This is a genomic window from Chitinophaga qingshengii (assembly GCF_014529935.1).
Lineage (GTDB): Bacteria > Bacteroidota > Bacteroidia > Chitinophagales > Chitinophagaceae > Chitinophaga > Chitinophaga qingshengii.
Genome location: NZ_JACVFC010000001.1, coordinates 3732761 through 3754769, shown reverse-complemented (window position 1 = coordinate 3754769; position 22009 = coordinate 3732761). Strand labels below are relative to the sequence as shown.

The 22009-nt window shown below is 48.1% G+C and carries 20 protein-coding genes; 9 read left to right on the top strand and 11 right to left on the bottom strand.

The window, feature by feature from the left end; translation table 11 throughout:
• Positions 1-91: 91 nt before the first annotated feature.
• The gene (locus ICL07_RS14705) at positions 92-1231 is read left to right on the top strand and encodes a formimidoylglutamase (protein ID WP_188088646.1); all 1140 of its coding nucleotides are present in this window, start codon (positions 92-94) and stop codon (positions 1229-1231) included.
• 123 nt (positions 1232-1354) lie between these two features.
• On the opposite strand, the gene ICL07_RS14700 is transcribed toward ICL07_RS14705, so the two are convergent.
• The 7 genes from ICL07_RS14700 to ICL07_RS14670 all read right to left on the bottom strand — a co-directional run bounded on the left by ICL07_RS14700 (position 1355) and on the right by ICL07_RS14670 (position 7953).
• On the bottom strand, positions 1355-1765 hold the full coding sequence (locus tag ICL07_RS14700) for a hypothetical protein (protein ID WP_188088645.1): 411 nt from the start codon (positions 1763-1765) through the stop codon (positions 1355-1357).
• A gap of 95 nt (positions 1766-1860) precedes the next feature.
• Positions 1861-2259 (bottom strand): lysozyme inhibitor LprI family protein, encoded by a 399-nt coding sequence (locus tag ICL07_RS14695; RefSeq protein ID WP_188088644.1) that lies wholly within the window; start codon positions 2257-2259, stop codon positions 1861-1863.
• The gene (locus ICL07_RS14690) at positions 2256-3074 is read right to left on the bottom strand and encodes a class I SAM-dependent methyltransferase (RefSeq protein ID WP_188088643.1); all 819 of its coding nucleotides are present in this window, start codon (positions 3072-3074) and stop codon (positions 2256-2258) included. Before ICL07_RS14690 ends, ICL07_RS14695 begins: the two co-directional genes overlap by 4 nt.
• A gap of 11 nt (positions 3075-3085) precedes the next feature.
• Positions 3086-4366: a M16 family metallopeptidase gene (locus tag ICL07_RS14685; RefSeq protein WP_188088642.1), complete on the bottom strand. Its 1281-nt coding sequence runs from the start codon at positions 4364-4366 to the stop codon at positions 3086-3088.
• A 36-nt stretch (positions 4367-4402) separates the two neighbouring features.
• A complete protein-coding gene (locus tag ICL07_RS14680) occupies positions 4403-5647 on the bottom strand; it encodes a M16 family metallopeptidase (protein WP_188088641.1) in 1245 nt (414 codons plus the stop codon).
• 148 nt (positions 5648-5795) lie between these two features.
• Positions 5796-6581 carry a retropepsin-like aspartic protease gene (locus ICL07_RS14675; protein WP_188088640.1) on the bottom strand — a complete coding sequence of 262 codons (786 nt, stop codon included), beginning with the start codon at positions 6579-6581 and terminating at the stop codon, positions 5796-5798.
• Positions 6582-6720: 139 nt separating this feature from the next.
• A complete protein-coding gene (locus tag ICL07_RS14670) occupies positions 6721-7953 on the bottom strand; it encodes an aspartyl protease family protein (protein WP_188088639.1) in 1233 nt (410 codons plus the stop codon).
• A gap of 131 nt (positions 7954-8084) precedes the next feature.
• On the opposite strand from ICL07_RS14670, the gene mqnC reads away from it, so the two are divergent.
• The 3 genes from mqnC to ICL07_RS14655 all read left to right on the top strand — a co-directional run bounded on the left by mqnC (position 8085) and on the right by ICL07_RS14655 (position 10699).
• Positions 8085-9209: a cyclic dehypoxanthinyl futalosine synthase gene (gene mqnC, locus ICL07_RS14665; protein WP_188088638.1), complete on the top strand. Its 1125-nt coding sequence runs from the start codon at positions 8085-8087 to the stop codon at positions 9207-9209.
• A gap of 171 nt (positions 9210-9380) precedes the next feature.
• Positions 9381-10007 carry a hypothetical protein gene (locus ICL07_RS14660; protein WP_188088637.1) on the top strand — a complete coding sequence of 209 codons (627 nt, stop codon included), beginning with the start codon at positions 9381-9383 and terminating at the stop codon, positions 10005-10007.
• 146 nt (positions 10008-10153) lie between these two features.
• Positions 10154-10699 carry a GNAT family N-acetyltransferase gene (locus ICL07_RS14655; protein WP_188088636.1) on the top strand — a complete coding sequence of 182 codons (546 nt, stop codon included), beginning with the start codon at positions 10154-10156 and terminating at the stop codon, positions 10697-10699.
• Here the strand turns inward: ICL07_RS14655 and ICL07_RS14650 are convergent.
• Together ICL07_RS14650 and ICL07_RS14645 are read right to left on the bottom strand one after the other, a co-directional pair.
• A complete protein-coding gene (locus ICL07_RS14650; protein WP_188088635.1) occupies positions 10693-12153 on the bottom strand; it encodes an amino acid permease in 1461 nt (486 codons plus the stop codon). The genes ICL07_RS14655 and ICL07_RS14650 overlap by 7 nt on opposite strands.
• A 188-nt stretch (positions 12154-12341) precedes the next feature.
• Positions 12342-13235: a hydroxypyruvate isomerase family protein gene (locus ICL07_RS14645; RefSeq protein WP_188088634.1), complete on the bottom strand. Its 894-nt coding sequence runs from the start codon at positions 13233-13235 to the stop codon at positions 12342-12344.
• A gap of 187 nt (positions 13236-13422) precedes the next feature.
• Here ICL07_RS14645 and ICL07_RS14640 point away from each other — a divergent pair, with 187 nt between their 5' ends.
• The gene (locus ICL07_RS14640) at positions 13423-13707 is read left to right on the top strand and encodes a hypothetical protein (RefSeq protein WP_188088633.1); all 285 of its coding nucleotides are present in this window, start codon (positions 13423-13425) and stop codon (positions 13705-13707) included.
• Positions 13708-13814: 107 nt separating this feature from the next.
• Here the strand turns inward: ICL07_RS14640 and ICL07_RS14635 are convergent, their stop codons facing one another.
• Both ICL07_RS14635 and ICL07_RS14630 read right to left on the bottom strand, forming a co-directional pair.
• A complete protein-coding gene (locus ICL07_RS14635; protein ID WP_188088632.1) occupies positions 13815-16703 on the bottom strand; it encodes a TonB-dependent receptor in 2889 nt (962 codons plus the stop codon).
• Between the two features lie 39 nt (positions 16704-16742).
• Positions 16743-17567: a GLPGLI family protein gene (locus ICL07_RS14630; RefSeq protein ID WP_188088631.1), complete on the bottom strand. Its 825-nt coding sequence runs from the start codon at positions 17565-17567 to the stop codon at positions 16743-16745.
• A gap of 190 nt (positions 17568-17757) precedes the next feature.
• Here ICL07_RS14630 and ICL07_RS14625 point away from each other — a divergent pair, with 190 nt between their 5' ends.
• The 4 genes from ICL07_RS14625 to ICL07_RS14610 all read left to right on the top strand — a co-directional run bounded on the left by ICL07_RS14625 (position 17758) and on the right by ICL07_RS14610 (position 21945).
• Positions 17758-19179 carry a sensor histidine kinase gene (locus tag ICL07_RS14625; protein ID WP_188088630.1) on the top strand — a complete coding sequence of 474 codons (1422 nt, stop codon included), beginning with the start codon at positions 17758-17760 and terminating at the stop codon, positions 19177-19179.
• Positions 19180-19248: 69 nt separating this feature from the next.
• On the top strand, positions 19249-19935 hold the full coding sequence (locus tag ICL07_RS14620; protein WP_188088629.1) for a response regulator transcription factor: 687 nt from the start codon (positions 19249-19251) through the stop codon (positions 19933-19935).
• A 24-nt stretch (positions 19936-19959) separates the two neighbouring features.
• Complete coding sequence (gene pheS / locus ICL07_RS14615) at positions 19960-20988, top strand: phenylalanine--tRNA ligase subunit alpha (RefSeq protein WP_188088628.1); 1029 nt, start codon at positions 19960-19962, stop codon at positions 20986-20988.
• A gap of 108 nt (positions 20989-21096) precedes the next feature.
• On the top strand, positions 21097-21945 hold the full coding sequence (locus ICL07_RS14610; protein WP_188088627.1) for a 3-hydroxyacyl-CoA dehydrogenase family protein: 849 nt from the start codon (positions 21097-21099) through the stop codon (positions 21943-21945).
• Positions 21946-22009: the final 64 nt, after the last annotated feature.

Sequence of the window (22009 nt, the reverse complement as noted above, 5' to 3'; positions counted from 1 at the left end):
ACAGTAGCATAACCCGCTGCTTATCTGCATCATTGTGTATTTTTTTTAAATTCTTGTTGTACGTTTGCCGTCAAACAAACTCAACTAAGCGATGGCAGATTTTTCGCACCTGCAGGATTTTTTGCAACCTGTTTCCAAGGCATTACTGAATGACGATCAGGAGTATGACGCTTTCCAGATAGGAGGTGTTATCGACGCTTATGAGGAAGAACATCATCCCGACCTGGATGCTGCTGATATCGTATTGCTGGGTGTGGGAGAAGAAAGGGGCAGCGTTAGCGGGAAAACCGGTACCGGTGGCCCGGATGCTATCCGGCGGGAGTTTTTTAAACTTTACAACTGGCATCGGGATATCCGGTTGGCCGATGCAGGAAACCTGCGCTCCGGCGCATTCCTGGCCGATGCCTACGCTGCTATGAAAACAGTGGTAGGAGAACTGGTGCAGGCCAACAAAACGGTATTGATACTGGGCGGGTCCCATGACCTCACCTATCCGCAATACAAAGCCTATGCAGCGCATCAGTTGATCATTGAAGCTACGGTCGCCGATGCTTTGATAGACTTACAGGAGGAATCTTCGCACCGTAACGAGCGGTACCTGATGGATATCCTCACCGAACAGCCCAACTATCTGCGTCACTATAACCACCTTGGTTTCCAGAGTTATTTCGTACACCCGCGCATGTTGGAAACGCTCGATAAACTGCGTTTCGATTGTTTTCGTTTAGGCCGTATCCGTGAGAATATGGAAGAAGCGGAACCTGTGCTGCGTCACTCCGACTTATTCAGTCTCGATATCAATATTATCCGGCATACCGACGCGCCGGCCAATACGCTCTCCCCTAATGGTTTCAGTGGTGAAGAAGCCTGCTCCCTGGCCCGCTACGCCGGTATGAGCAGCCGCCTGTCTTCTTTTGGTATCTATGGTTACCGCCCGGAAAAAGACAAGGAACAGCTGACCGCCCGCCAGATTGCGCAGATGATGTGGTATTTCATGGATGGGCGCTCCGTTAAAAACAAGGAAGCCATGCTGGATGACCGCGATGCCTTCTGGGAATTTCATATAGCCTTCTCCGATATAGAAACCGTTTTCCTGAAAAGTAAACGTACCGGACGCTGGTGGATGCAACTACCCGACCGGGAATTTGTACCCTGCGCGTACAATGATTACCTCCTGGCCAGCAACAATGAAATGCCGGAGCGCTGGTTACGACACCAGGAAAGACTATAGCATTTAGTGATTTTTTGATTTACGGATTTTTTGATTTTGAGTAGACATAGCTGTCCTAAATGCTTTCTTGCTAAGGCAAAGAGGCATAAAATACCAAAATCCGTAAATCAAAAAATCCGTAAATTATATTTCCATGTCCAGTAACGCGGTAACACGGTCTTTTACATAAGCCGCTTTGTTGTCGGTAGAAATCATATCATCGTCCAGCCCGTTCATGGTGCTTTTGTGCATCTTCTCCACCCGCTCATCTATCTTGCGGAAATAGGCTTCTTTTTTCTCTTCCCAGGTGCCCTGTTCCACCCGAAGCGTCAGTAGCCTGTTAGGATTGATGTGACTGTAAAGGTGCTGTAAGGTGGTGTACAGGAGACTGTCGAGCTGCTTGTAATAAACAAGTGCACAGTTGTAGCTGTTGCTGCCGGCTGACAAGCAACGCTGATATCGGTTTTCCAGTGTGTCCAGCGCCGTTTGGCGGGAGGATTGGCAGTAAACATTACCACACAGAAAAACCGCCAGGATAAGCATAGGAAATTTCATAGGCGCTGTGTTGTACGCCAAATATACAAAAACTAATATACTTAATTTGTGATATAAGTGTTCTACGGTGTTAAGCCGGCATTAAATCTATGCCGTTACTCTGTGGTAGCGCCTACCGAGCCGGTACAGGTTTCGCCGGGAGGCAGCCCGTTAAGCCATACGCGGATCGCATCGGTACGCTGATTGGTCAACTCTGTCAGGTAATTGGCTTTGCACACGGGAAACATACTGCCGTAGCTTTTGGCGGATTCAGGATACATGGCCTTCAGCTGGGCATCGCGGAGTTGTACCCATAGCCGCTGTGCGTCCTTAAAATTGTTGATAAACGTTTTATTGGCCGCGTATTTTTTGAGGATCTCCTGGTAGATGGTATTCAGCTTTTTATCTGCTTCCTTGTATTCCAGACCGGCTTGTTTGTTCATCTCCGACTGGGATTGGGCCATGCCGGCAAAACTGCCCGCTACGAATAACAGTGTGATAAGAACCGATTTCATGTATGTAAAGGTTTAAGGAACTTGAATGCATATACCATCGGCAGTTTGCCTTCCATGCCTTTGATCTGATAATGCCCGTTTTCGCCGGTGGTATGCTGGAAACAGTTATACGGAGAATAGTCAAACTCCTGCAACAGTTGTAGTTGCAGTCCCTGTGCCAACAGGGAGCCGATTACCTCACTCAGTGGATGGTTCCAGGAATAGGCGACACCTTTTACATCAGCGCCGGTTTCAGCATCGGTATAAGTGTCGTTGTTATTTTCCACGATCGTTTCAGTATTGAAATAATCGTACTGCACGCGGGTAAACTGATCGTCAAACATCCATACTACCGGATGGAATTCAGCCATGATAAAGGCACCGCCGGGCTTCAGGAAATGCCGTACTACAGCGGCCCATTTGTCCAGGTCCGGCAGCCAGCCGATCGTGCCATAGGAAGTGAAAACGATGTCGAAGCTGTCCTTCAACTGTTCAGGAAGACTGTACACATCGCAGCAGATAAACCGCGCCTGCTGCTCCAGGCCCAGTTGGGCCGTAAGTGTGCGGGCCTGGTCTATGGCTGCATCAGACAGGTCAATACCAGTCACTTCAGCACCCATGCGTGCCAGGGAAAGCGTATCCTGCCCGAAATGGCATTGCAGGTGCAGGATACGTTTTCCTTTGACATCGCTCAACAATGCCAGTTCAATACTATTCAGCGAATTGCGGCCTTCGAGAAAGGCCGGCACGTCATAAAAGGATGAGTTAACGTGCACGGCTGTACGTTTATTCCAGAGTGCCTTATTTGCTGCCAGGTATTGTTGTTCGTCTTGCATGATAAATCACATCAGATCACTACGAGTTCGTAGAAATCGCCGGGATTATAATACTGTTTGGCGAGTTGCTGCAATTCTTCCGCAGTGATGTTCTTGATGGTTTGAATGTTATTGTAGAAATAGTTTTCGTCCAGATCGTTCAATATCAGGTTTTTCCAGCGCTGTATTACCTGGAAAGCGCCGTCCAGGTCGCCCAGGATGGAACCGATCATATAGTTGCGTACCAGGTCCAGTTCTTCCTGGGGTACCGGTACGTTCTGCAACTGCTGTAGTTCTTTGTACACTTCTTCGATGGTCGCTTCACACACATCCCTGCCGGCTTCGGTTTGGATATTGATGGCGCTTACCTGCCGGAAGTTGTACAGCTGGGAATAGATACCATAAGTGTATCCTTTGTCTTCCCGGATATTGCTCATCAGCCTGGAGCCGAAATAGCCGCCGAAGATGGTGTTGAGTACCAGCATCTTCGGGAAGTCCGGGTGATAACGGTTCGGGAAAGGCCTCGCGATGCGGACCGCGCCCTGTACGCCGTTTTCATCATTAAAGATGCGGAATTTCTTTTCTTCTGCGGGCTGTATAGGCAGTTCCGGCCTGATGAGGCTGGATTCGCCGTTCCAGCGGGTGGTACCGAAATGTTTGTTCAACAGCGCCAGCATATTGGCGGGCATATTGCCTGCTACGAAAATGCGGCAGTTGTTGTATGTATAATGTTTCTGATAAAATGCGCGCAGCGTTTCTGTTTGCAGGGCATCATAAGCCATCATGCTGCTCACGCGGCCATAGGGATGGAAATCTCCAAACAGGTATTTATCGATGAAACGATTGGCCACAAAATCGCATTTCTGCAGATTCACGGCCAGCTTTTGTTTCTGGTTTTGTTTGTAAAGGGCCAGTTCTTCTTCCGGGAAAGAAGGGTCCTGTATCACATCCTGCAATACGGGCAATAGCACCTCGGTGTGTTTGGTGAGGCAGTGCAGGGTGAAGGTAGCATTTTCATGATATGCGTTCCGGTTAAGGTAGGCGCCATGATAATCAACACTTTCGTTGATTTCCAGCGCAGTACGTTTGCTGGTACCGTTTTTCATGAGAAAGTTGGTAGCGGCGGCTTCCAGGCTTTCGCTTTCATACCACGAACCCGCGGGGAACACCAGTTCCAGCTGAAGGGTATCCTGCTCTTCCGATTTGATCACATATACGGGGATACCGTTGTCCAGGGTGAATTTTTCGTAGGGCTTCAGCTTTATATCAAACTCCACAGCATCTTTAATGGGAGGGGGAATTGTTCTGTTCATACATAGCTCATTTATACCGTGTGACGGAGATGATGTTTATCCCTGGTTTTCGGCGTAATAGTAAATGGTATTGGCGTTCTTTTCGTCAAAGATCAGTTTGGCTTCGCGGTGAATATCTTCGGCGGTAACTACTTCATAGTTTTCAAACTCTTTGTTCATCAGGCCGGCATCGCCCAGCAGCTCATAAAAAGCCAGGTTGTTGGCGCGGTTGAGGAGGCTCATATCTTCAAACGCCAGCAGGCTTTCCACGCGGTTTTTCACCTTCTGCAGTTCCCTGTCGGCAATGATCTCGCCCTGGAGTTTTTCCAGTTCGATCTGGATGGCTTTTTCGGCGTCCTTCATCTTAACACCCTTTACCAGCTTGCCTTCAATGGTAAGCAAACCAGCATCCAGGCTGCCGAAATGATAACAGTCGATGTTACTGAAGAGCTTTTTCTCTTTTACGAGCACCTGATGCAAACGGGAAGAGCTGCCACCACCGAGGATATCGGAGATCAGGTCTGCTGCATAATAACGTTTGTCTGAACGGGCGTACATATGATAACATTTGTACAGTGCGTCCAGCGGTACGTTGGCTTTTACTTCCAGCTTGTGTGCTGCCGTCTGCGGCGGTTCTACCGGGAGTTGACGGGTGTATTTTTCACCGGAAGGAATATCGCCGAACCATTTTTCCGCCAGTGTTTTCACCTGTTCTACGGTAACATTACCGGCTACGGAAAGGATGGCATTCACCGGGCGGTAGAATTTGAAAAAGAAAGCTTTTACATCTTCCAGCTGCGCATTTTCGATATGCGACAGTTCCTTGCCGATGGTCATCCAGCGGTAGGGATGCGTACTGTAGGCCAGCTCCCGCATCTTATGCCATACATCGCCATAAGGCTTGTTGATGTAATGTTCCTTAAATTCTTCGGATACTACTTTCCGTTGTACATCCAGGCTTTTTTCACTGAAAGCGAGCGACAACATACGGTCGCTTTCCAGCCAGAAAGCCGTTTCGATGTTTTCTGCGGGCAGTTGTATATAGTAGTTGGTGAGATCACTGGTCGTATAGGCGTTGTTCTCCCCTCCTGCCATCTGCAGCGGTTCATCATATTCGGGGATGTTGATGGACCCGCCAAACATCAGGTGTTCAAACAAATGCGCAAAACCGGTTTGTGCCGGGTTCTCATCTCTGGCGCCTACGTCGTACAGTACGTTTAATACAGCCATGGGCGTGGTATGGTCTTCATGTACCACTACCCGTAACCCATTAGCTAATGTAAATTTATTATAATGAATCATAATATAATATTCGTATAAGAGTAAAAATAGGGTAAATGGACTAATAACGTAGTAGGAATTAAGAATTAGGGTACGGGTTTTCCATGACCGGGAAGCATTTTGAGGGCGTATAAGGGCTGCGGGGTGCTATCAGTATGAATTTGGGCCGTCATTCGAGGTATAGTTCCTTTCGCTCATAATTGATCGTGAGGGTGAACTGTTTCCATATTTCATAACCGATAGACCCGGCAATCTGGGTGAATACGCCTACGTCATTGATATCCTTACAATAGCTCACGGGCACATTGGGAATGGTTTGCCCGCCGAGTTGCAGCGCAGGAATAGTGGCATTGATGTAATACAATACCCGCACCATGTCCTGTACCCTGTCGGTATTGATCGTAGGCAGACTGTTGATGCGGTTGGAATCTACATAGGGCCAGTTGAAAAGGATACCGTAATCGCCGCCGGTGGTAATATGGTAATGTCCCGGCAGGGTACGGCCGTCCGGCATGGAGATGGCTGCATCCACGACCGGCGTGGTATAATTGAGCTGAAAATGCAGTGTTCGGCCCGTATTACCGATGGGCGTTTTCCCGTTACGGTACAGTACCAGCTTTTGCTGGTGGTAATCAATCTTCACGATATATAACTTCAGCAGGGCTACACCAATTACGCCATCGACCTCCCCGAGATGATCCAGGTTTTCCAGATAGGCGTTCACGTAAGGAATGCGTAATTCTTTCAGGTATAATGCATTGAGTGTAACTACCTGCGTTTTCACCATGGCGTTATTGGTACCGCTCATAAAAGCCTGGTGGCCGCTGTTGATGCGCATTTTTTCGGCAATACGTTTATCCAGCACCGTTACTTCTGCGCCGGTGTCAAATACAAACCGCAGGGTATCGGTACTGCCGGAAAGCAACACAGGGATGACCACATGTTTGTTGATCATGCGAAAGGGAATTACAGCAATAGGTTTGCTGTTGTCTGCTGCATGGGCAACATTATTTCGTTGTGCAAAAGCAGGCAGGCAGAGAAGAAAGCAACTGCATATTACAATCACCAGAGTACGCCACATGCTGCAAATAACGTTAAAGAATACTTTTTATTGGCAACTTTTTAATTAACAAGTCGTTATCCCTGCTGATCAGGAGGGTGGCCCTGGTGCCCACATTCTTGAGTAATTCGCGGAATAGCTGGAGGTTGCCACCGAGGTTATTGTTGACAGCCATAATAATATCCCCTTTGTGAATACCGGCTTTTTCTGCCGGCGATCCTTTGATGATATCTGTTACTTCCACCCGGCCGTCAATCAGATAGATGATAAGACCGGTATAGGAATAGTCAAACATATCCTTAAAGTGGGTATTGGGCATCAGGTATATCTCTTTTTTGCTGTAGTTGAGCGTAATGTTGAACCGCCGCAGCAAATCGTTGCCAATCATGCCGCCGAGAAAGGGATAGGCGGTGATGTTGGTCCTGTCGTCGAAGATATACGTAGGCACGTTCCGGAAGGAGTAGTTGCCGACACGAAATTCCTGAACAGTAGTGAGCGACATCTGCATTTTGCCGCCGAGGCCCTGGGCTTCTGTTTGTATTATTTTCCGGGATTTACGACGGTTGGTGATCAGTGCGCTGTCCTTAGTGAACTGGGTGGACAATAACAGGCACATACCCGCCCCGGTATCAAAATAATAACGGTTAAGGGTGGTTCTCCGCTCATTGCGCAGAGGCGCGGTAATCAGCGGTATCTGGGTGAGCGATGGCCGCAATAGTTGCCCGCCCCGGGGATAGGGAAAATGGCCTTTCGTATAGACCAGTATCTCTTCGGTATCATAGTCTACCGTTACAATATAACGGCTCAGGAAGCTGTAACCGATAATACCATCCACCTGGATACCGTACACCTGGCTGATCAGTTCATAGTCGTTCACATGGAAATCAAGGCTGTCCGTGGTAAGTCCGGGTAGTTTCAGGGAGTGCCCCATCGCGAAAGACACGGTTTTGGCGGCGCCCAATCCTTTCACGACCCTATCGGTTGGTGTTAGTTTGAGCCCCAGCCGGACGCAGGTAGCTGTATCCAGGGAAATACCGGCGCTACCGGTGTCGAGGATAAACTGCAAGGTGTCGGGGATGTTGTCGAGTGTTCCTGAAATGATGACCACGCCGCCATAATATTGTTTGAATTTGAAGCGGGTAATCAGCACGGATTGCCGTGTACTATCATTCTCCGGGATGGCATTTCCGGCGAGTACTGGTTGAGCGAGACCGGCGGCTGCTGTCAAGGCAAGCAGCAAGGCAAGTAACAGATTTGGTTTAGGCATACAGGTGATGCAAGGAGATCATTTACCTAAATTTAATGTTTAATACGCTACATATAAAATATTTTTATTACCCGCTGTTATTGTGCGATATACTACCTTTGTCGGGTTATTCAGCGATTAGAAAATAGCATATGGTACTTCAGGATTTATATCAAAAGGCGCAGCAGTTTGAGTTTCTGACAGCAGAAGAAGGTGTGTACATGTTTGAAAATGCACCGCTGGCAGAACTGATGCATATTGCCAACGAGTTACGCAAACAACAGGTGCCGCATGGAAAGGTGACCTGGCAGATAGACAGAAACGTGAACACGACGAATGTGTGTACGGCCAACTGTAAGTTTTGCAATTTTTACCGTATTCCCGGTCACGCCGAAGCCTATATTACTGATATTGAAGAATATAAACGTAAGATAGAAGAGACCCTGAAGTATGGTGGCGACCAGCTGCTGTTGCAGGGCGGGCATCACCCCGAGCTGGGACTGAGCTTCTACACCAACCTGTTCCGGGAGCTGAAGAAGCTGTATCCTACGCTTCGGCTGCATACTCTCGGCCCCCCGGAAGTGGCACATATTACCAAGCTGGAGAAAAGCACACACATTGAAGTACTGCGCGCCTTGCAGGAAGCGGGCATGGACAGCCTTCCCGGCGCCGGTGCGGAAATTCTGAACGATCGTGTACGCCGCCTCATTTCCAAAGGCAAATGCGGTGCACAGGAATGGCTGGACGTTATGCGGGCCGCGCATAAACTGAACATAGCTTCTTCTGCCACTATGATGTTTGGTCATGTGGAAACAGTGCTGGAACGTTTTGAGCACCTGGCAGACATCCGTCAGGTACAGAGCGAAAAACCGGAAGGACACTATGGTTTTACCGCCTTTATCCCCTGGACTTTCCAGGATGTGGATACCTTGCTGGCAAAAATCCGCGGTGTACATAATATGACCACTTCGGAAGAATATATCCGTATGATTGCCATGAGCCGTATCATGCTGCCCAACATTAAAAATATCCAGGCTTCCTGGCTCACGGTTGGTAAACAGGTAGCGCAATTGTGCCTGCATGCCGGCGCCAACGATTTCGGTTCTATCATGATTGAAGAAAACGTGGTGAGTGCAGCCGGTGCGCCGCACCGGTTCACGTACCGCACCATGCAGGATGCGATCCGCGAAGCTGGTTTTGAACCACAGCTGCGTACACAGTTGTACCAGTTCCGTGAGTTACCTGCTGCTATCGAAGAGCAGGTCATCAATTACTAAGACCAATTTGTATATATATTTTTTTGAAAGACATGTTCGTATGAACATGTCTTTTTTTATGTGCGTTTCTATTGACTTTCATCGTTATAGTAATGTTAAAACTATCATGTGCCTGTTACATTTCGTGTGTTATTACGTCTAACAGATATAAACAAAAACAAGGAGGGAACCATGAAAAAGCTGGGTTTAATATTGTCAGGATTGGTGATAATGGCGATGGCTGCCTGCAGTACCAAAGTTACCTCTTCCTGGCGGGCCAATAACGCGCAACAGTTACAGCGGGACAAGAAGATAATGGTAATGGCACTGGTTCCTGATAAGGACCGGGCACTCAGAAGCCAGATGGAAAACTTTACCGTATCTGAATTCAGGCGTAAGGGTTATAACGCCGTTTCAGCCTTACAGGAATTCGGGCCTGATCAGTTTATAAAAATGGGTGAAAAACAGGCGATCAGAAAGCTTCAGGGCAGTGATGTCAGCCAGGTTCTGACTATTGTGATGCTGGATAAAGGCAGAGAAAGAACTTACACACCGGGATATGCCTATTCCCCTTATGGATACTGGGGTTTCTGGCCTTACTACTCCCGTTGGTATAACAGCTACTATTCACCGGGTTATATCACCTATAACACCAAGTACCAGTGGGAAGGTAACTTGTACGACCTGCAAAGCGGACAGTTACTGTACTCTGTACAGTCTCAATCTTTTGATCCCCCGTCAACCGAAAGAATGGCGGTATTATACGCGCAACAGGTGATCAAGGATATGGCGAAACGGAACCTGCTGGCCAGGAACTAACCACATCGTGCAATAATGACAATGGATAAGTGTGACGAGGGCAGATCAATTATTTTGATCTGCCCTTTTTTATGAACGATTCATTATCAATAAATTCAGAAATCGTTATTTTATTCGTAGGTTTATCCCCCATTTGAATTCCGGTTATGTTAGATATACCTGTTAATGAAGACACTTACCTGCGGCAACTGACCTTGCAGGACGCCCCACTGGTATATAAACAGCTGGATGCTTCCCGGAAAAACCTTCGTAAATATCTCCCCTGGGTAGATTACAACACCAATGAAGAACACAGTGCCCGTTTTATCCAGATGATGCAGCGCAAAGCAGAAGAGCAGGAAGCGATTGCACTCGGTATCTGGTACCAGCATCATTTATGCGGTGTGATGGACCTGCACGGATGGGACCACCAGGTACAGAAAGCCGAAATAGGTTATTGGGTGGGAGAAGCCTACCAGGGTAAAGGCATTGCTACGGCGGCCTGTCAGGCATTGATTACCTACGCCTTCAAAAAACTGCGGCTGAATAAAATCGAAATCCGCTTCGTATTACAAAATGAACGCAGCGGGCAAATCCCTATCAAGCTGGGATTTACCAGGGAAGGTATCCTGCGGCACAACGCCAAACTACATGGCCAGTTTGTGGACATGGTAGTGATGGGCGTACTGCGGCAGGACTGGAAGTTCTATTGACGGGACGATAATTCCTTTCTTACCCTGCTGTGTTTTCTGCCGTAGCAATAGTAGATCACCATACCGATAGCCATCCAAATGATCAGCCGCAGCCACGTATCCAACGGCAGGAACACCATCATTCCCACACAGGTAAGAATACCCATGATCGGCACAAACGGTACCCAAGGCGTTTTAAACGGCCGCGGTGCATCCGGCATAGTATAACGCAGTATCCATACGCCCGCACATACGATCACAAAAGCCAGCAAAGTACCAATGCTGGTCATCTCCCCTACTACCTTGATGGGCACCAGTGCGGCGAATAAACTGATAAAAACACAGAAGAGAATATTGGATTTCCACGGTGTGCGGAAGCGGGGATGTATTTCCGAGAAGACTTTTGGTAACAAACCATCTTTAGACATCGCGTAAAACACGCGTGACTGCCCCCATAGGTCTACCATGATCACGGACGTATAGCCGATGATGATAGCCAGTACCACCAGTTGCCCCAGCCATTTGAAGGGTGTATGGGAGATGGCGATAGCCACCGGAGCGCCGCTGTTTTTGAAATCGGTATAGGGCGCCAGGCCGGTCATTACATGCGAAAAGATGATGAACAATACGGTGCAGATAGCCAGTGAGCCGAGGATACCGATAGGCATATTCCGTTTCGGATTTTTGGTTTCCTGTGCGGCCGTACTCACGATATCAAAACCGAGGAATACGAAGAAAACCACGCCGGCGCCACGCAGGATGCCAGACCACCCGAAGTGGCCGAATTCGCCGGTATTTTTCGGGATATAGGGTACCAGGTTGGCCGGTTGTATATACTTCCACCCTAAGGCAATAAATACGAGTACCACACCCACTTTCAGCGATACTACCACCGCATTCCAGATCGCAGATCCTTTGGTGCCCCGCATCAGGATGTAGGACATCAGAATCACCACCAGGGCGGCAGGCAGATTAAAGAGGCCATGTACCACTTCTCCACTGGAAAGTGTTACCGTTTCAAAAGGCGAATGCACCAGTTGTGGCGGCAGGTAGATACCATAACCTGAGAGGAATTCCACAAGGTAGTTGGACCAGCTGATGGAAACGGTGGCTGCGCCTACTGAGAATTCCAATACCAGGTCCCAACCGATAATCCAGGCCAACAGCTCTCCCATTGTAGTATAGGCGTACGTATAAGCGCTGCCGGCGATGGGTATCATGGCCGCAAATTCTGCATAACACAAGCCTGCAAAGGCACAGCCGATGGCAGCTACCACAAAGGAAAGGGTAACCGCCGGACCGGCATTGTTACCTGCTGCCAGGCCGGTCAGGGAAAACAACCCTGCTCCGATGATGACTCCGAGGCCCAGCATGACCAGCTGAAACCCGCTTAATGTACGCTTGAGGCCCTGGGCGCCCTCCTCTCCGGATTCCTGTAAGAGCCAGGCCAGTGGCTTTTTGTAGTATTGTTTCATTAATACCCTACTTGTTTAGTGGACTAATTGGGCGCAAAGATATTTGGAATTTACGGATTTTGGAATTTTTTGATTTACGGATTTTTGGGGAGTTATAAAGCGAAGATTAGCATGATCAATGCATAAGCACCAAACGCACCCCTCCTCCCAAAATTCCAAAATCCGTAAATCAAAAAATCCTTAAATGATTACGCGATATCGCAGATATGAATAGCGTTATTCAGCGAGGCCAGTTTGTCGGCATGGGAAGGAATAAATTCCTGTGCCACATATCCTTTGAAACCGGTGTCGTAGATGGCTTTCATGATGGCGGGATAATACAGTTCCTGGGTTTCGTCGATTTCATGACGGCCCGGAACACCGCCGGTGTGGTAATGGGCGATATATTGATGGTGATCGCGGATATTGCGGATCACATCTCCTTCCATGATTTGCATGTGGTAAATATCATACAGCAGTTTGAAGTTTTCAGAACCTACTGATTTACAAAGGGCTACGCCCCAAGCCGTATGATCGCACTGGTAATCGTGGTGATCTACCTTGCTGTTGAGCAGTTCCATCACCAGGGTTACTTTTTTCTTTTCAGCATAGCTGATAATGCGTTGTAGTCCTTTGGTGCAGTTTTCAATGCCCTGTTCATCGCTCAGGCCATTGCGGTTGCCGGAAAAGCAGATGAGGTTGGAGAAACCGGCTTTGGCAGTTTCATCGATGTAATGCCGGAAATACGTTTCCAGTTTATCGTGGTGCGCAGGATTGTTGAATCCTTTGGTAATGCCCCATTCCGGGCCATTGCTGGCTACCATGGCGCAGGTCATGTCGTGTTGTTTCAGGATGGCAAAATCCTTGGGGTCTACCAGGTCAATCGATGGGATACCGATTTTTTTGGCGGCCACACACAAATCGGCCAGCGGAATGTTATAACACCACGCACATACGGAGTGGTTGATTTTTCCTTTCAGGGCTTCGCCAACAGCTTTGTCGTGGGCTGATACCCTGCTGGAAAGGGAAGATAACGCGGTAGATGCCAGTGCCATAGTCGCTACTTTTTTGATCATGTCGCGGCGGGAATTGTCCTCGTGCATATTACAATATACTTTAAGTGGCATGAATTTAACTGAAAATAAGCGTATTTGCAACACTTGCTGCAAGATGGCTGCAGGGCACAGTCTGTAAGGATGTCAGTCGGCATACGCGTTGAAATTCTTACCTTTATATTACCATTGTATTTTGGTAAGCAATTTGTTTACGTATCGAAAAGCGGAGGTTGAAATGGAAAAAAAGTACACCCCTAGTTTATGGCTTTGTATCCTGATGGACCTGATCGGTTGTGCCAGCTATGCTGTGCCGGTATTAGGCGATGTCAGCGATCTGATCTGGGCCCCGATTTCAGCAATTATTTTTTACCGCATGTTTGGCGGCCCCATTGGTACTTTTGGTAGTGCCTTTAACTTTTTGGAAGAACTGTTCCCTGGAACAGATTTTATTCCCACTTTCACCGTGGCATGGGTAGTAAAACGTATTTGGGCTGGCAGAAGAACGGTCGCCATGAAGTGAAACTGTTAAATTTTCGATTTTGGGATTTCTTGATTTTGGGGAGTTGATAATACGTACTATCAATTCCCCAACATCCCAAAATCAAGAAATCCCAAAATCAATTAATGTTAGAAGTGGTTCATCCGCATACCGCCTTGTCCGCCGCGGGGACCCATCATCCGCATTCCTCTCTCCCCGTTATTATTGCCCTGGGTATTACCGCCGAACTTTTTCAGGAAATAGGTAAAGCTGATCATAAAGTATTGCTGCAACACGTTGGAGCGTACGTCTTCTATATAGTTATCCGTTACATCGCGGGAAACGCTCAGATATTGACGGAGCAAATCGAAGCCTTGTATCTTGATCATCCCCTGTTTTTTAGGGAATACATATTTAGCCACATTGGCGTTCCACATGGTAGAAGTAAGGTTATAACCGGCAGTACGGCCTCTGCTGAGCGTACAGGTAATATCCGTGCCTACCATGAAACCCAGCGGCAGATTGAAGTTCACATCAGCGTTGAAGTTATAGTCAAAGTACTGCGTATTGGGCGTAGACGGCAACGTATAGGAGGTAGCGTTATAGTTAACACTGGCACCTACGGCGGCATCAAACAAATCTTTGTACATATAGCTTACGTTAGCCGATTGTGACAACGAAAGCGTGTTTTTATAGTTCATCGTGCCCTGCGTGATATTTACATCACGGCTGTAGCCGATGGAAGTACCGGTATTCAGGTTTTGTCCCGGTGTGCGCGACAATGGAATGGAATTATGGACCATACCACTCAGGCTATAGTAACCGTTTACGTTGACAGGTTTGCTGAAAGTCTTACCCGTAGCGGTATCCAGCCGGGTAGAGTTGATGATCTTATTGGAGCCAAATGATCCCCTCAAAGAGGCGAACATACCCCTGAAGGTAGTATTGTTGAACTGGTTATAGTTAATACGTACTGTATTGTTGAACGACGGCTTCAAATCCGGATTACCCTGTTGCACATACAATGCATTACTGTTGTCCGGTACGGGTTGCAGCTGTTGCACGGTTGGTTGCTGGGTGTTACCATTATAGTTGATGCGTAACCGTTTGTTCTTTGCAAAAGTATAGTTGAAACTCGCGTTGGGCGAGAAATTCACGGTACTTTGATGAATCAGGCTATCTCTCTTGGTGCGATAGGAGAAGGTGTTATTATCTAAATTATTGAACAGTACATTCAAACCAATAGAGTAGTCGTACTTCAGTTTGGCAGTACGGAAAGCGAGGCCGGCCTGTTGATTGAGCGTGTTGTTGGTAAACGCGTTGCTCAATGAATCGTTGAGCTGATCATATACCCCTTTGTTTTCATCATAGTCGTAAGTAAATTTTTTACTATCGCTTTTGTATTTGGTAAAGCCGTAGTTGGCTTCCAGGTAATGGTCACGCGCAATAGGTTCCGTATAGGTGAAGTTGGCGCCGGCATTTTGGCTGCTGGTATTAATCTGGTTGCTTTGATTGAAGGTGGACAGGCTATCATTCGCAGCATAGTAAACGCTGGTTTTGTTATAATTCTGCTGATCGTTCACACTGTTGTTGTACGACAGGTTCAGGCTGAGGGTACGCCCTGTTTTTTTGAAACGTTTCCTGAACAGGATAGATCCGCCTGTATTTTCATTATGTCCCTGGCCATCGTTGATGGTACTTCCTTTATTGACGGTATCCTTGTTATTGTTCAGCGTCTGGTAATCGCGGATGCTGAAGCTGTTGCCGTTGGTAAAGGAATAGGACGGCGTGAAAATGACGGAATGGAAAGAGTCTATCTGGTATTCCACGCGGGCATTGAAGCGGTTGTTGCTGTTGTCTGTCTGCGAGGAAGAGTTTTCGTTGTAATAGGTTGTGCCGTTATCAGCAAAGGTTTGCCTGGCCGTTGTTTGCGACAGGTTGTTTTTGGTATCATTAAAGAAATAGTTGCCGTTGAACACCACTTTTTTGTTGAAATCCTCGCTGAAATTGACGCCGGCATTCCAGTTGCGGGTGATGCCCGGATTGCTGCTGCCGCCACCGCCACCTCCACCGCCCATGCTGACGATCATAGCACCACCACCACCTCCTCCTCCGCGGCCACCCCTTCCGCGACCGCCACCTCCTCCGCCACCGGCGGAACTGAAGCTCATTTGGTCCTGGACCGTATAGCCGGTACTGTTAACATTGTTGCCGCCACCCACGATGCTCATTTGCTGATTATCGCGGAAACGGTTAAGGTTAAACGAAGTGGAGAAACGGTCGTCCGTGCCGTAACCTGCGGCCGCGCGGCCAAACAGCCCTTTCTTTTTATCTTTTTTGATGGTGATGTTGATGGCTTTTTCTGTTTGTCCATCATCGATCTGGGTGAATTCTGCCTGGTCTGATTTTTTATCGATGATCTGTACCTTATCGATGATGTTGGCGGGCAGATTTTTGGTTGCCATCTTAGGATCGCTGCCAAAGAACGGTTTACCGTCTACATATACTTTGGTAACGGTTTCGCCTTGTGCGGTAATGGCGCCGTCTTTATCGACGGTTACCCCTGGCAGTTTTTTAAGCAGGTCTTCCACTACTGCATTATCGCGGGTTTTGAAAGCGTCGGCATTAAATTCCAGGGTATCTTTTTTTACTACGATCGGGGGCTTTTCATCCTTAATTTCCACTGCGGCAAGGTTTACGCCTTTCAGTTCCATACCCAGTGTGCCCAGTGCGAGCGACGGGGTTTCCTCCGAGATTTTAACCGTTTTGTTGATGGGTTTATAGCCCAGGAAGCTGATGTACAGGCGGTAGTCGCCATTAGCGACATTGGTGATCTCAAAATTTCCTTTGTTGTCTGTGGTGGCTGTATTAGCCACTGTAGAGTCTTTAGCGTGCAATAAAACCACGGTAGCCGCAGGCATGGCTTCTTTGGAGCTTTGGTCGGTCAGCTGTCCCTTAATCTTTCCTTGCTGCGCCTGAGCCTGGGAGCAGATGACTCCCAAACTCAGTATCAGCAAGCATTGTATAATTTTTTTCATAATGGAGGTTCGCGCAAAAAGGTAAGATAGGATGAATTTTTACATTTGGGGTTGCCGCTTACGTAATTTCTCCATCTCTTGTTGGCGGATGCTTTGCATTTGTTCCTGGCTGATTTTTTCAGCGCCGGCAGGTATGCTCAGATCCTTATCGGTAACAGCTTGCAGGTTCACGCTGCTGGCATTGTAAGCGCGTTTGCCGCCTTCTGCCACCAGTACTACCGCGTTTGCTTCCGGCAGCAGTCCGTTGATGGGTGAGAAACTAAACGGCAAATCAGTGGTGTACCATACGGTGTAGGTATCGTCTTTCAGCTTAACGGTGGCCTTTTTACAGGTATAACCGGCGATTTTTTTTGTTTTATCAGCGGTTTTGGCATCTGTGGCTATGATAAAATCTTCTTCTGTGTAGTAGGTTTTAGGGGCATCACCGAAAGTGCTGAATACATGAAGTATCTTTTTATTGGTCAGGTCAAAGTACTGCGCATTGCCGCGGCCCATCATACCCATGCCCATTCTGCGCTGACCCGTACCTTGTCCTTGTGCTTGTCCCTGTGCAGGGGCATTGCTGCTGTCCCTGCGGGCTCTGCCGCCCCAGCGGCCACCGCTGCCGTTGCCGAAGTCGGGTCTTTCGGTAGCCAGTTTAGCGTGACCGTTATCGAAAGTGAGGGTTTGTTTAAAGGTGATCACATCCGGTATTTGCGGCGCTTCGTCTCCGTCTCCCCCGCCACGCTGGAACCCGCGCATCCGCTCGGGATCTGTTTTAGCAGTCACTTCGTAGACAATGGTGCCTGATTGCTGCGCCAGCAGCGGTTGTGTAAAAGGCAGCGCCAGGGCTGCGCTCATAATGATCCGGGATATACCTTTCATGGTTGTCGGTTTTAACAGCAAAAAAACCGCTTCCCGTTCTCTTTTTGCGTTAAAAAGCTTTATTTACTGTTATTTACTGTTAAAGGTTATCTACCAGCGTTAAATAGGCTTATCTACTGTTAATTATTGTTAAGGATTTCGCCCCTTTACCGCCGGAATGGATAGTTTTGTAACGATATAAACATGATTGATGCGTCAAAGAATCCGATACATCCTTATCCTTATGTGCAGCTGTATTCTGGGAATATTCCTTTTCCAGGGATATTGGGTGTACAATTCCTTCCGTATCCGGCAGGAGCAGTTTAACAAGGAAATCAATGATGCGCTGCGGACAGCGGTGTTTAATAAACAGTTCTCTGATGTGCACCGGCGGTTCCCGGATATGCGCTATCGTTATTATAACCGGAGCAAGGACAGCGGCCAGGTAGTGATGGTACGGATAGACCGGCACGGTCATCGGGGAGAACGGCCACCCGGGCCGCCACCAGATAGCCTGAGAGGAGACGTTACCGCCCGTATTTATGCCGATACCCTTGCCCGCCAGATCTCCGATTTCCTGATTACCAATAACCACAACGACAGCGCCAATCTCAAAAAACTGGATTCTGTATTCCGCGCTGAACTACACAACCGCCAGATAGCCACCCCCTATAAACTGGATACCTTTCACATGAGCTACAGCGGTCTTGAAAGAGACAGCTTCCGCGACAGTATCCGTAAAAGAGAACCCCGGCAAACGTCTAAAATACCGTTCAATCCTGCCAGTAATCTCTTCGTACAGGCCAGCTTTGAATCTCCCCTGCAGTTTATCCTGCAAAAGATGCTCTGGACATTGATAAGCTCCGTTGCACTGCTGGTGCTGACGGTTCTTTGTTTTGTGTATATGCTCCGTACCATCCTCAAACAGAAAAAACTGTCGGAGGTGAAGAACGACTTTATCAACAACATGACCCATGAGCTGAAAACGCCTATCGCTACAGTATCAGCGGCTGTAGAAGCATTGCAGAACTTCAACGCGCTGAATGATCACCGGAAAACACAAACCTACCTGGATATCTCTAAAAATGAATTACAGCGGCTGTCGGACCTGGTGGAGAAAGTGTTGCATATTGCTGCGGAAGAAAAAGAAGATATAGACCTGTTCCGGGAAGATACAGACCTGAATGAAGTAATCGACAATATCCTCACCAATCATCAGCTGAAGGCGGCCAAGATGCTGCAGGTACGGTATGACAACAAGTTGACCCATCCCACTGTTTATGTAGATAAAACCCACCTGGCCAACGCTATCAACAATCTGGTGGATAATGCCATCAAGTATTCCCGCGACCAGGTACAGTTATATATCAGCTGCAGTGAAGAAAACGGTGTGCTGAAGATCATTGTGAGAGATAATGGCATTGGTATTCCGCGGTCTTACCAGGAAAATATCTTTGATAAATTTTTCAGGGTACCTACCGGCGATTTGCATAATGTAAAAGGGTTTGGATTGGGGCTGAGTTACGTAAAGAAGATCGTGGATATGCATGGCGGTACCATACGGGTACACAGCGAGCCCGACAAGGGAACGGAGTTCACCCTGCATATTCCGCTGACCCGCTCCCATGGCTAAGTTTAGTGGTATCGGGCAGTATAGTTGTATTGGAATATAGACAGGCATTATCCGGGTAAAAAAACGAGTATGGCAAAAGTATTATTAATAGAAGACGAATGGCAACTGGGCCAGATTGTTAAAGACAGCCTGGAAACCCGTGGCTTTGAGATGTTGTACGCTGCAGACGGGAAAGAAGGGTTGCGCCTTTATCAGCAGGAGCGGCCCGATGTGGTGGTGTTGGACATTATGATGCCGAACATGGACGGCTTTTCCGTGACCGCCGAGATCCGGAAGCAGGATAAATTCACGCCCATCATCTTCCTGACAGCTAAATCGCAAACAGCAGATGTGGTAAAGGGATTTGAGCTGGGCGGCAACGACTATCTCAAGAAGCCCTTCAGTATGGATGAACTGATTGTGCGGATTAAAGCGTTGCTGAAGCGGTTCAGCGACCATCCGGCCGTGAAGGAAATGGAAGAAGGCTCCGTGGTGATCGGGCAGTATGTGTTTAACTATGCCAAGCAGACCCTTATCCGTAACAATACCACCGAGTTCCTATCTCACCGCGAAGCAGAGATCCTGCGCCGGTTGTACGACAACAAAAATGAGGTCATGGAACGGAAGGCCGTACTCATGGACCTCTGGGGCGATGATAACTTCTTCAATGCCCGCAGTATGGACGTTTTTATCACCAAATTGAGGCGTTATCTCAAGGATGACAGCCGGGTCCAGATCGTTAATATCCGGGGGGTTGGTTATAAACTGATATTTTAGCATTATCGCTTATCTTTGTTCTTTATGGAACAGTTAGTACAGCAAATAGCAGCCTATAAACAGGAAATAGCGGCTTTTACGCCCGCCAATGCGGCCGATCTGGAGCAGTACCGGATTAAGTTTCTGGGAACCAAAGGTATCGTGAAGGCCCTTTTCGGAGAAATGAAACAGGTCCCCAACGATCGCAAGAAAGAGTTCGGACAGATCCTGAACGAGTTTAAGCAGCTGGCAGAAGCCCGCTATGAAGAGTTTACAGCGCTGAAGGAAGCTGCCGGCGCCAATCACGAGGAAATAGATTATACGTTGCCCCAGGCTCCTCACCGGTTGGGTACCCGTCATCCTATCAGCATGGTGCGGAATAAGATCATCCGTATTTTCGAGCGGCTGGGCTTTACCATTGCAGAAGGTCCGGAAATCGAGGACGACTGGCATAACTTTACCGCGCTGAATCTCCCGGAAAACCACCCTGCACGCGATATGCAGGATACTTTCTTTATCAGCAAAAATCCTGACTGGCTGTTACGTACCCAAACATCTTCTGCCCAGGTAAGGGTGATGGAGCAGGGTAAGTTGCCTATCCGTATTATCAGCCCGGGAAGGGTATACCGTAATGAAACCATTTCTGCCCGTGCACACTGCTTCTTCCACCAGGTAGAAGGATTGTACATTGACGAAAACGTTTCTTTCGCTGATCTTAAACAAACCCTTTATCACTTTGTGAAGGAGTTCTTCGGCGAAAACACCGGTATCCGTTTCCGTCCTTCCTACTTCCCGTTCACAGAGCCCAGCGCTGAGATGGATATCTCCTGCTTTATCTGTGGCGGTACCGGTTGTTCCGTATGTAAACACACCGGATGGGTAGAGATCCTGGGCTGCGGCATGGTACACCCCAAAGTGCTGGCCAACTGCGGCATCGATCCGGAAAAATACACCGGATTTGCCTTCGGTATGGGTATCGAACGTATTACCATGCTGAAATACCAGATTAAAGACCTTCGCCTGTTTTCTGAAAATGATACCCGTTTCCTGGAGCAATTTGAAGGAACGGTATAAAATATTTAGGGATTTTTTGATTTACGATTTCGGGGATTAGACTGCTCCGGCATTCTTCAAATCAGGAAATCGTAAATCAAAAAATCCCTAAATCAAAAAATTCCCCCGATGGTACACTCTATTGCTGTATGCGGCGCCGGCACTATGGGAGCCGGCATTGCCCAGGTAGCGGCTTCCAATGGTTATAAGACGATCCTGTTTGATATCCGCCCCGAAGGGCTGGAAAAAGCGCAGGCACAGGTTACCAAAAGCCTGACTGCGGCCGTGGAGAAAGGCCGGCTGAAAGCAGCAGAAAAGGACGCCACCCTGCAACGGCTTACATTTACCAGTGATATCAGCCTTTGTGTGGCGGATGTGATCATAGAAGCCATTGTAGAAGATATAGCCGCTAAAACGGCTCTTTTCAGCCAACTGGCGCCTATCAACGGCGAGGGTACCATTTTCGCTTCCAATACCTCTTCCCTGTCTGTTACCGCGCTGGCGGCCACCCTTCCTCATCCGGAGCGGGTTGCCGGCATGCACTTCTTTAACCCTGCCCACCTGATGAAACTGGTGGAAGTGGTGAGTGGAGAACAAACATCCCCGGAAACGGCCAACCGCATTTATGAGCTGGCCAAAACTATGGGGAAAGTGCCGGTACGTGTGAAAGACTCTCCCGGATTTATTGTGAACCGGGTAGCCCGGCATTATTACCTGGAAGCTATGTTGCTGGCAGAACAGCGGGCGGCAGACTTCAGCACGATCGATCTGTTGCTGGAAAATGCCGGTTTCCGGATGGGGCCATTTGCGCTCATGGACCTTATCGGCAACGATATCAACCTGGCCGTAACCCGGTCGCTGTACGATGCGTTTCAACAAGCGCCGCGCTTTAAACCAAACATACTACAGGAACAACGTGTACAGGATGGAAGACTGGGCCGCAAAACAGGCCTTGGCTTCTACCGGTATGAGCAATAAACTTTTAACAGTTATAAATCAGGAGAATCGCTCAAATCACGGAAATCATTAGTTAATTTTGAGC

Bases quoted from the DNA above. Each gene is read 5' to 3' on its own strand.
- ICL07_RS14705 (WP_188088646.1), top strand. From the start codon at position 92: ATGGCAGATTTTTCGCACCTGCAGGATTTTTTGCAACCTGTTTCCAAG.
- ICL07_RS14700 (WP_188088645.1), bottom strand. From the start codon at position 1,765: ATGAAATTTCCTATGCTTATCCTGGCGGTTTTTCTGTGTGGTAATGTT.
- ICL07_RS14695 (WP_188088644.1), bottom strand. From the start codon at position 2,259: ATGAAATCGGTTCTTATCACACTGTTATTCGTAGCGGGCAGTTTTGCC.
- ICL07_RS14690 (WP_188088643.1), bottom strand. From the start codon at position 3,074: ATGCAAGACGAACAACAATACCTGGCAGCAAATAAGGCACTCTGGAAT.
- ICL07_RS14685 (WP_188088642.1), bottom strand. From the start codon at position 4,366: ATGAACAGAACAATTCCCCCTCCCATTAAAGATGCTGTGGAGTTTGAT.
- ICL07_RS14680 (WP_188088641.1), bottom strand. From the start codon at position 5,647: ATGATTCATTATAATAAATTTACATTAGCTAATGGGTTACGGGTAGTG.
- ICL07_RS14675 (WP_188088640.1), bottom strand. From the start codon at position 6,581: ATGATCAACAAACATGTGGTCATCCCTGTGTTGCTTTCCGGCAGTACC.
- ICL07_RS14670 (WP_188088639.1), bottom strand. From the start codon at position 7,953: ATGCCTAAACCAAATCTGTTACTTGCCTTGCTGCTTGCCTTGACAGCA.
- mqnC (WP_188088638.1), top strand. From the start codon at position 8,085: ATGGTACTTCAGGATTTATATCAAAAGGCGCAGCAGTTTGAGTTTCTG.
- ICL07_RS14660 (WP_188088637.1), top strand. From the start codon at position 9,381: ATGAAAAAGCTGGGTTTAATATTGTCAGGATTGGTGATAATGGCGATG.
- ICL07_RS14655 (WP_188088636.1), top strand. From the start codon at position 10,154: ATGTTAGATATACCTGTTAATGAAGACACTTACCTGCGGCAACTGACC.
- ICL07_RS14650 (WP_188088635.1), bottom strand. From the start codon at position 12,153: ATGAAACAATACTACAAAAAGCCACTGGCCTGGCTCTTACAGGAATCC.
- ICL07_RS14645 (WP_188088634.1), bottom strand. From the start codon at position 13,235: ATGCACGAGGACAATTCCCGCCGCGACATGATCAAAAAAGTAGCGACT.
- ICL07_RS14640 (WP_188088633.1), top strand. From the start codon at position 13,423: ATGGAAAAAAAGTACACCCCTAGTTTATGGCTTTGTATCCTGATGGAC.
- ICL07_RS14635 (WP_188088632.1), bottom strand. From the start codon at position 16,703: ATGAAAAAAATTATACAATGCTTGCTGATACTGAGTTTGGGAGTCATC.
- ICL07_RS14630 (WP_188088631.1), bottom strand. From the start codon at position 17,567: ATGAAAGGTATATCCCGGATCATTATGAGCGCAGCCCTGGCGCTGCCT.
- ICL07_RS14625 (WP_188088630.1), top strand. From the start codon at position 17,758: ATGCGTCAAAGAATCCGATACATCCTTATCCTTATGTGCAGCTGTATT.
- ICL07_RS14620 (WP_188088629.1), top strand. From the start codon at position 19,249: ATGGCAAAAGTATTATTAATAGAAGACGAATGGCAACTGGGCCAGATT.
- pheS (WP_188088628.1), top strand. From the start codon at position 19,960: ATGGAACAGTTAGTACAGCAAATAGCAGCCTATAAACAGGAAATAGCG.
- ICL07_RS14610 (WP_188088627.1), top strand. From the start codon at position 21,097: ATGGTACACTCTATTGCTGTATGCGGCGCCGGCACTATGGGAGCCGGC.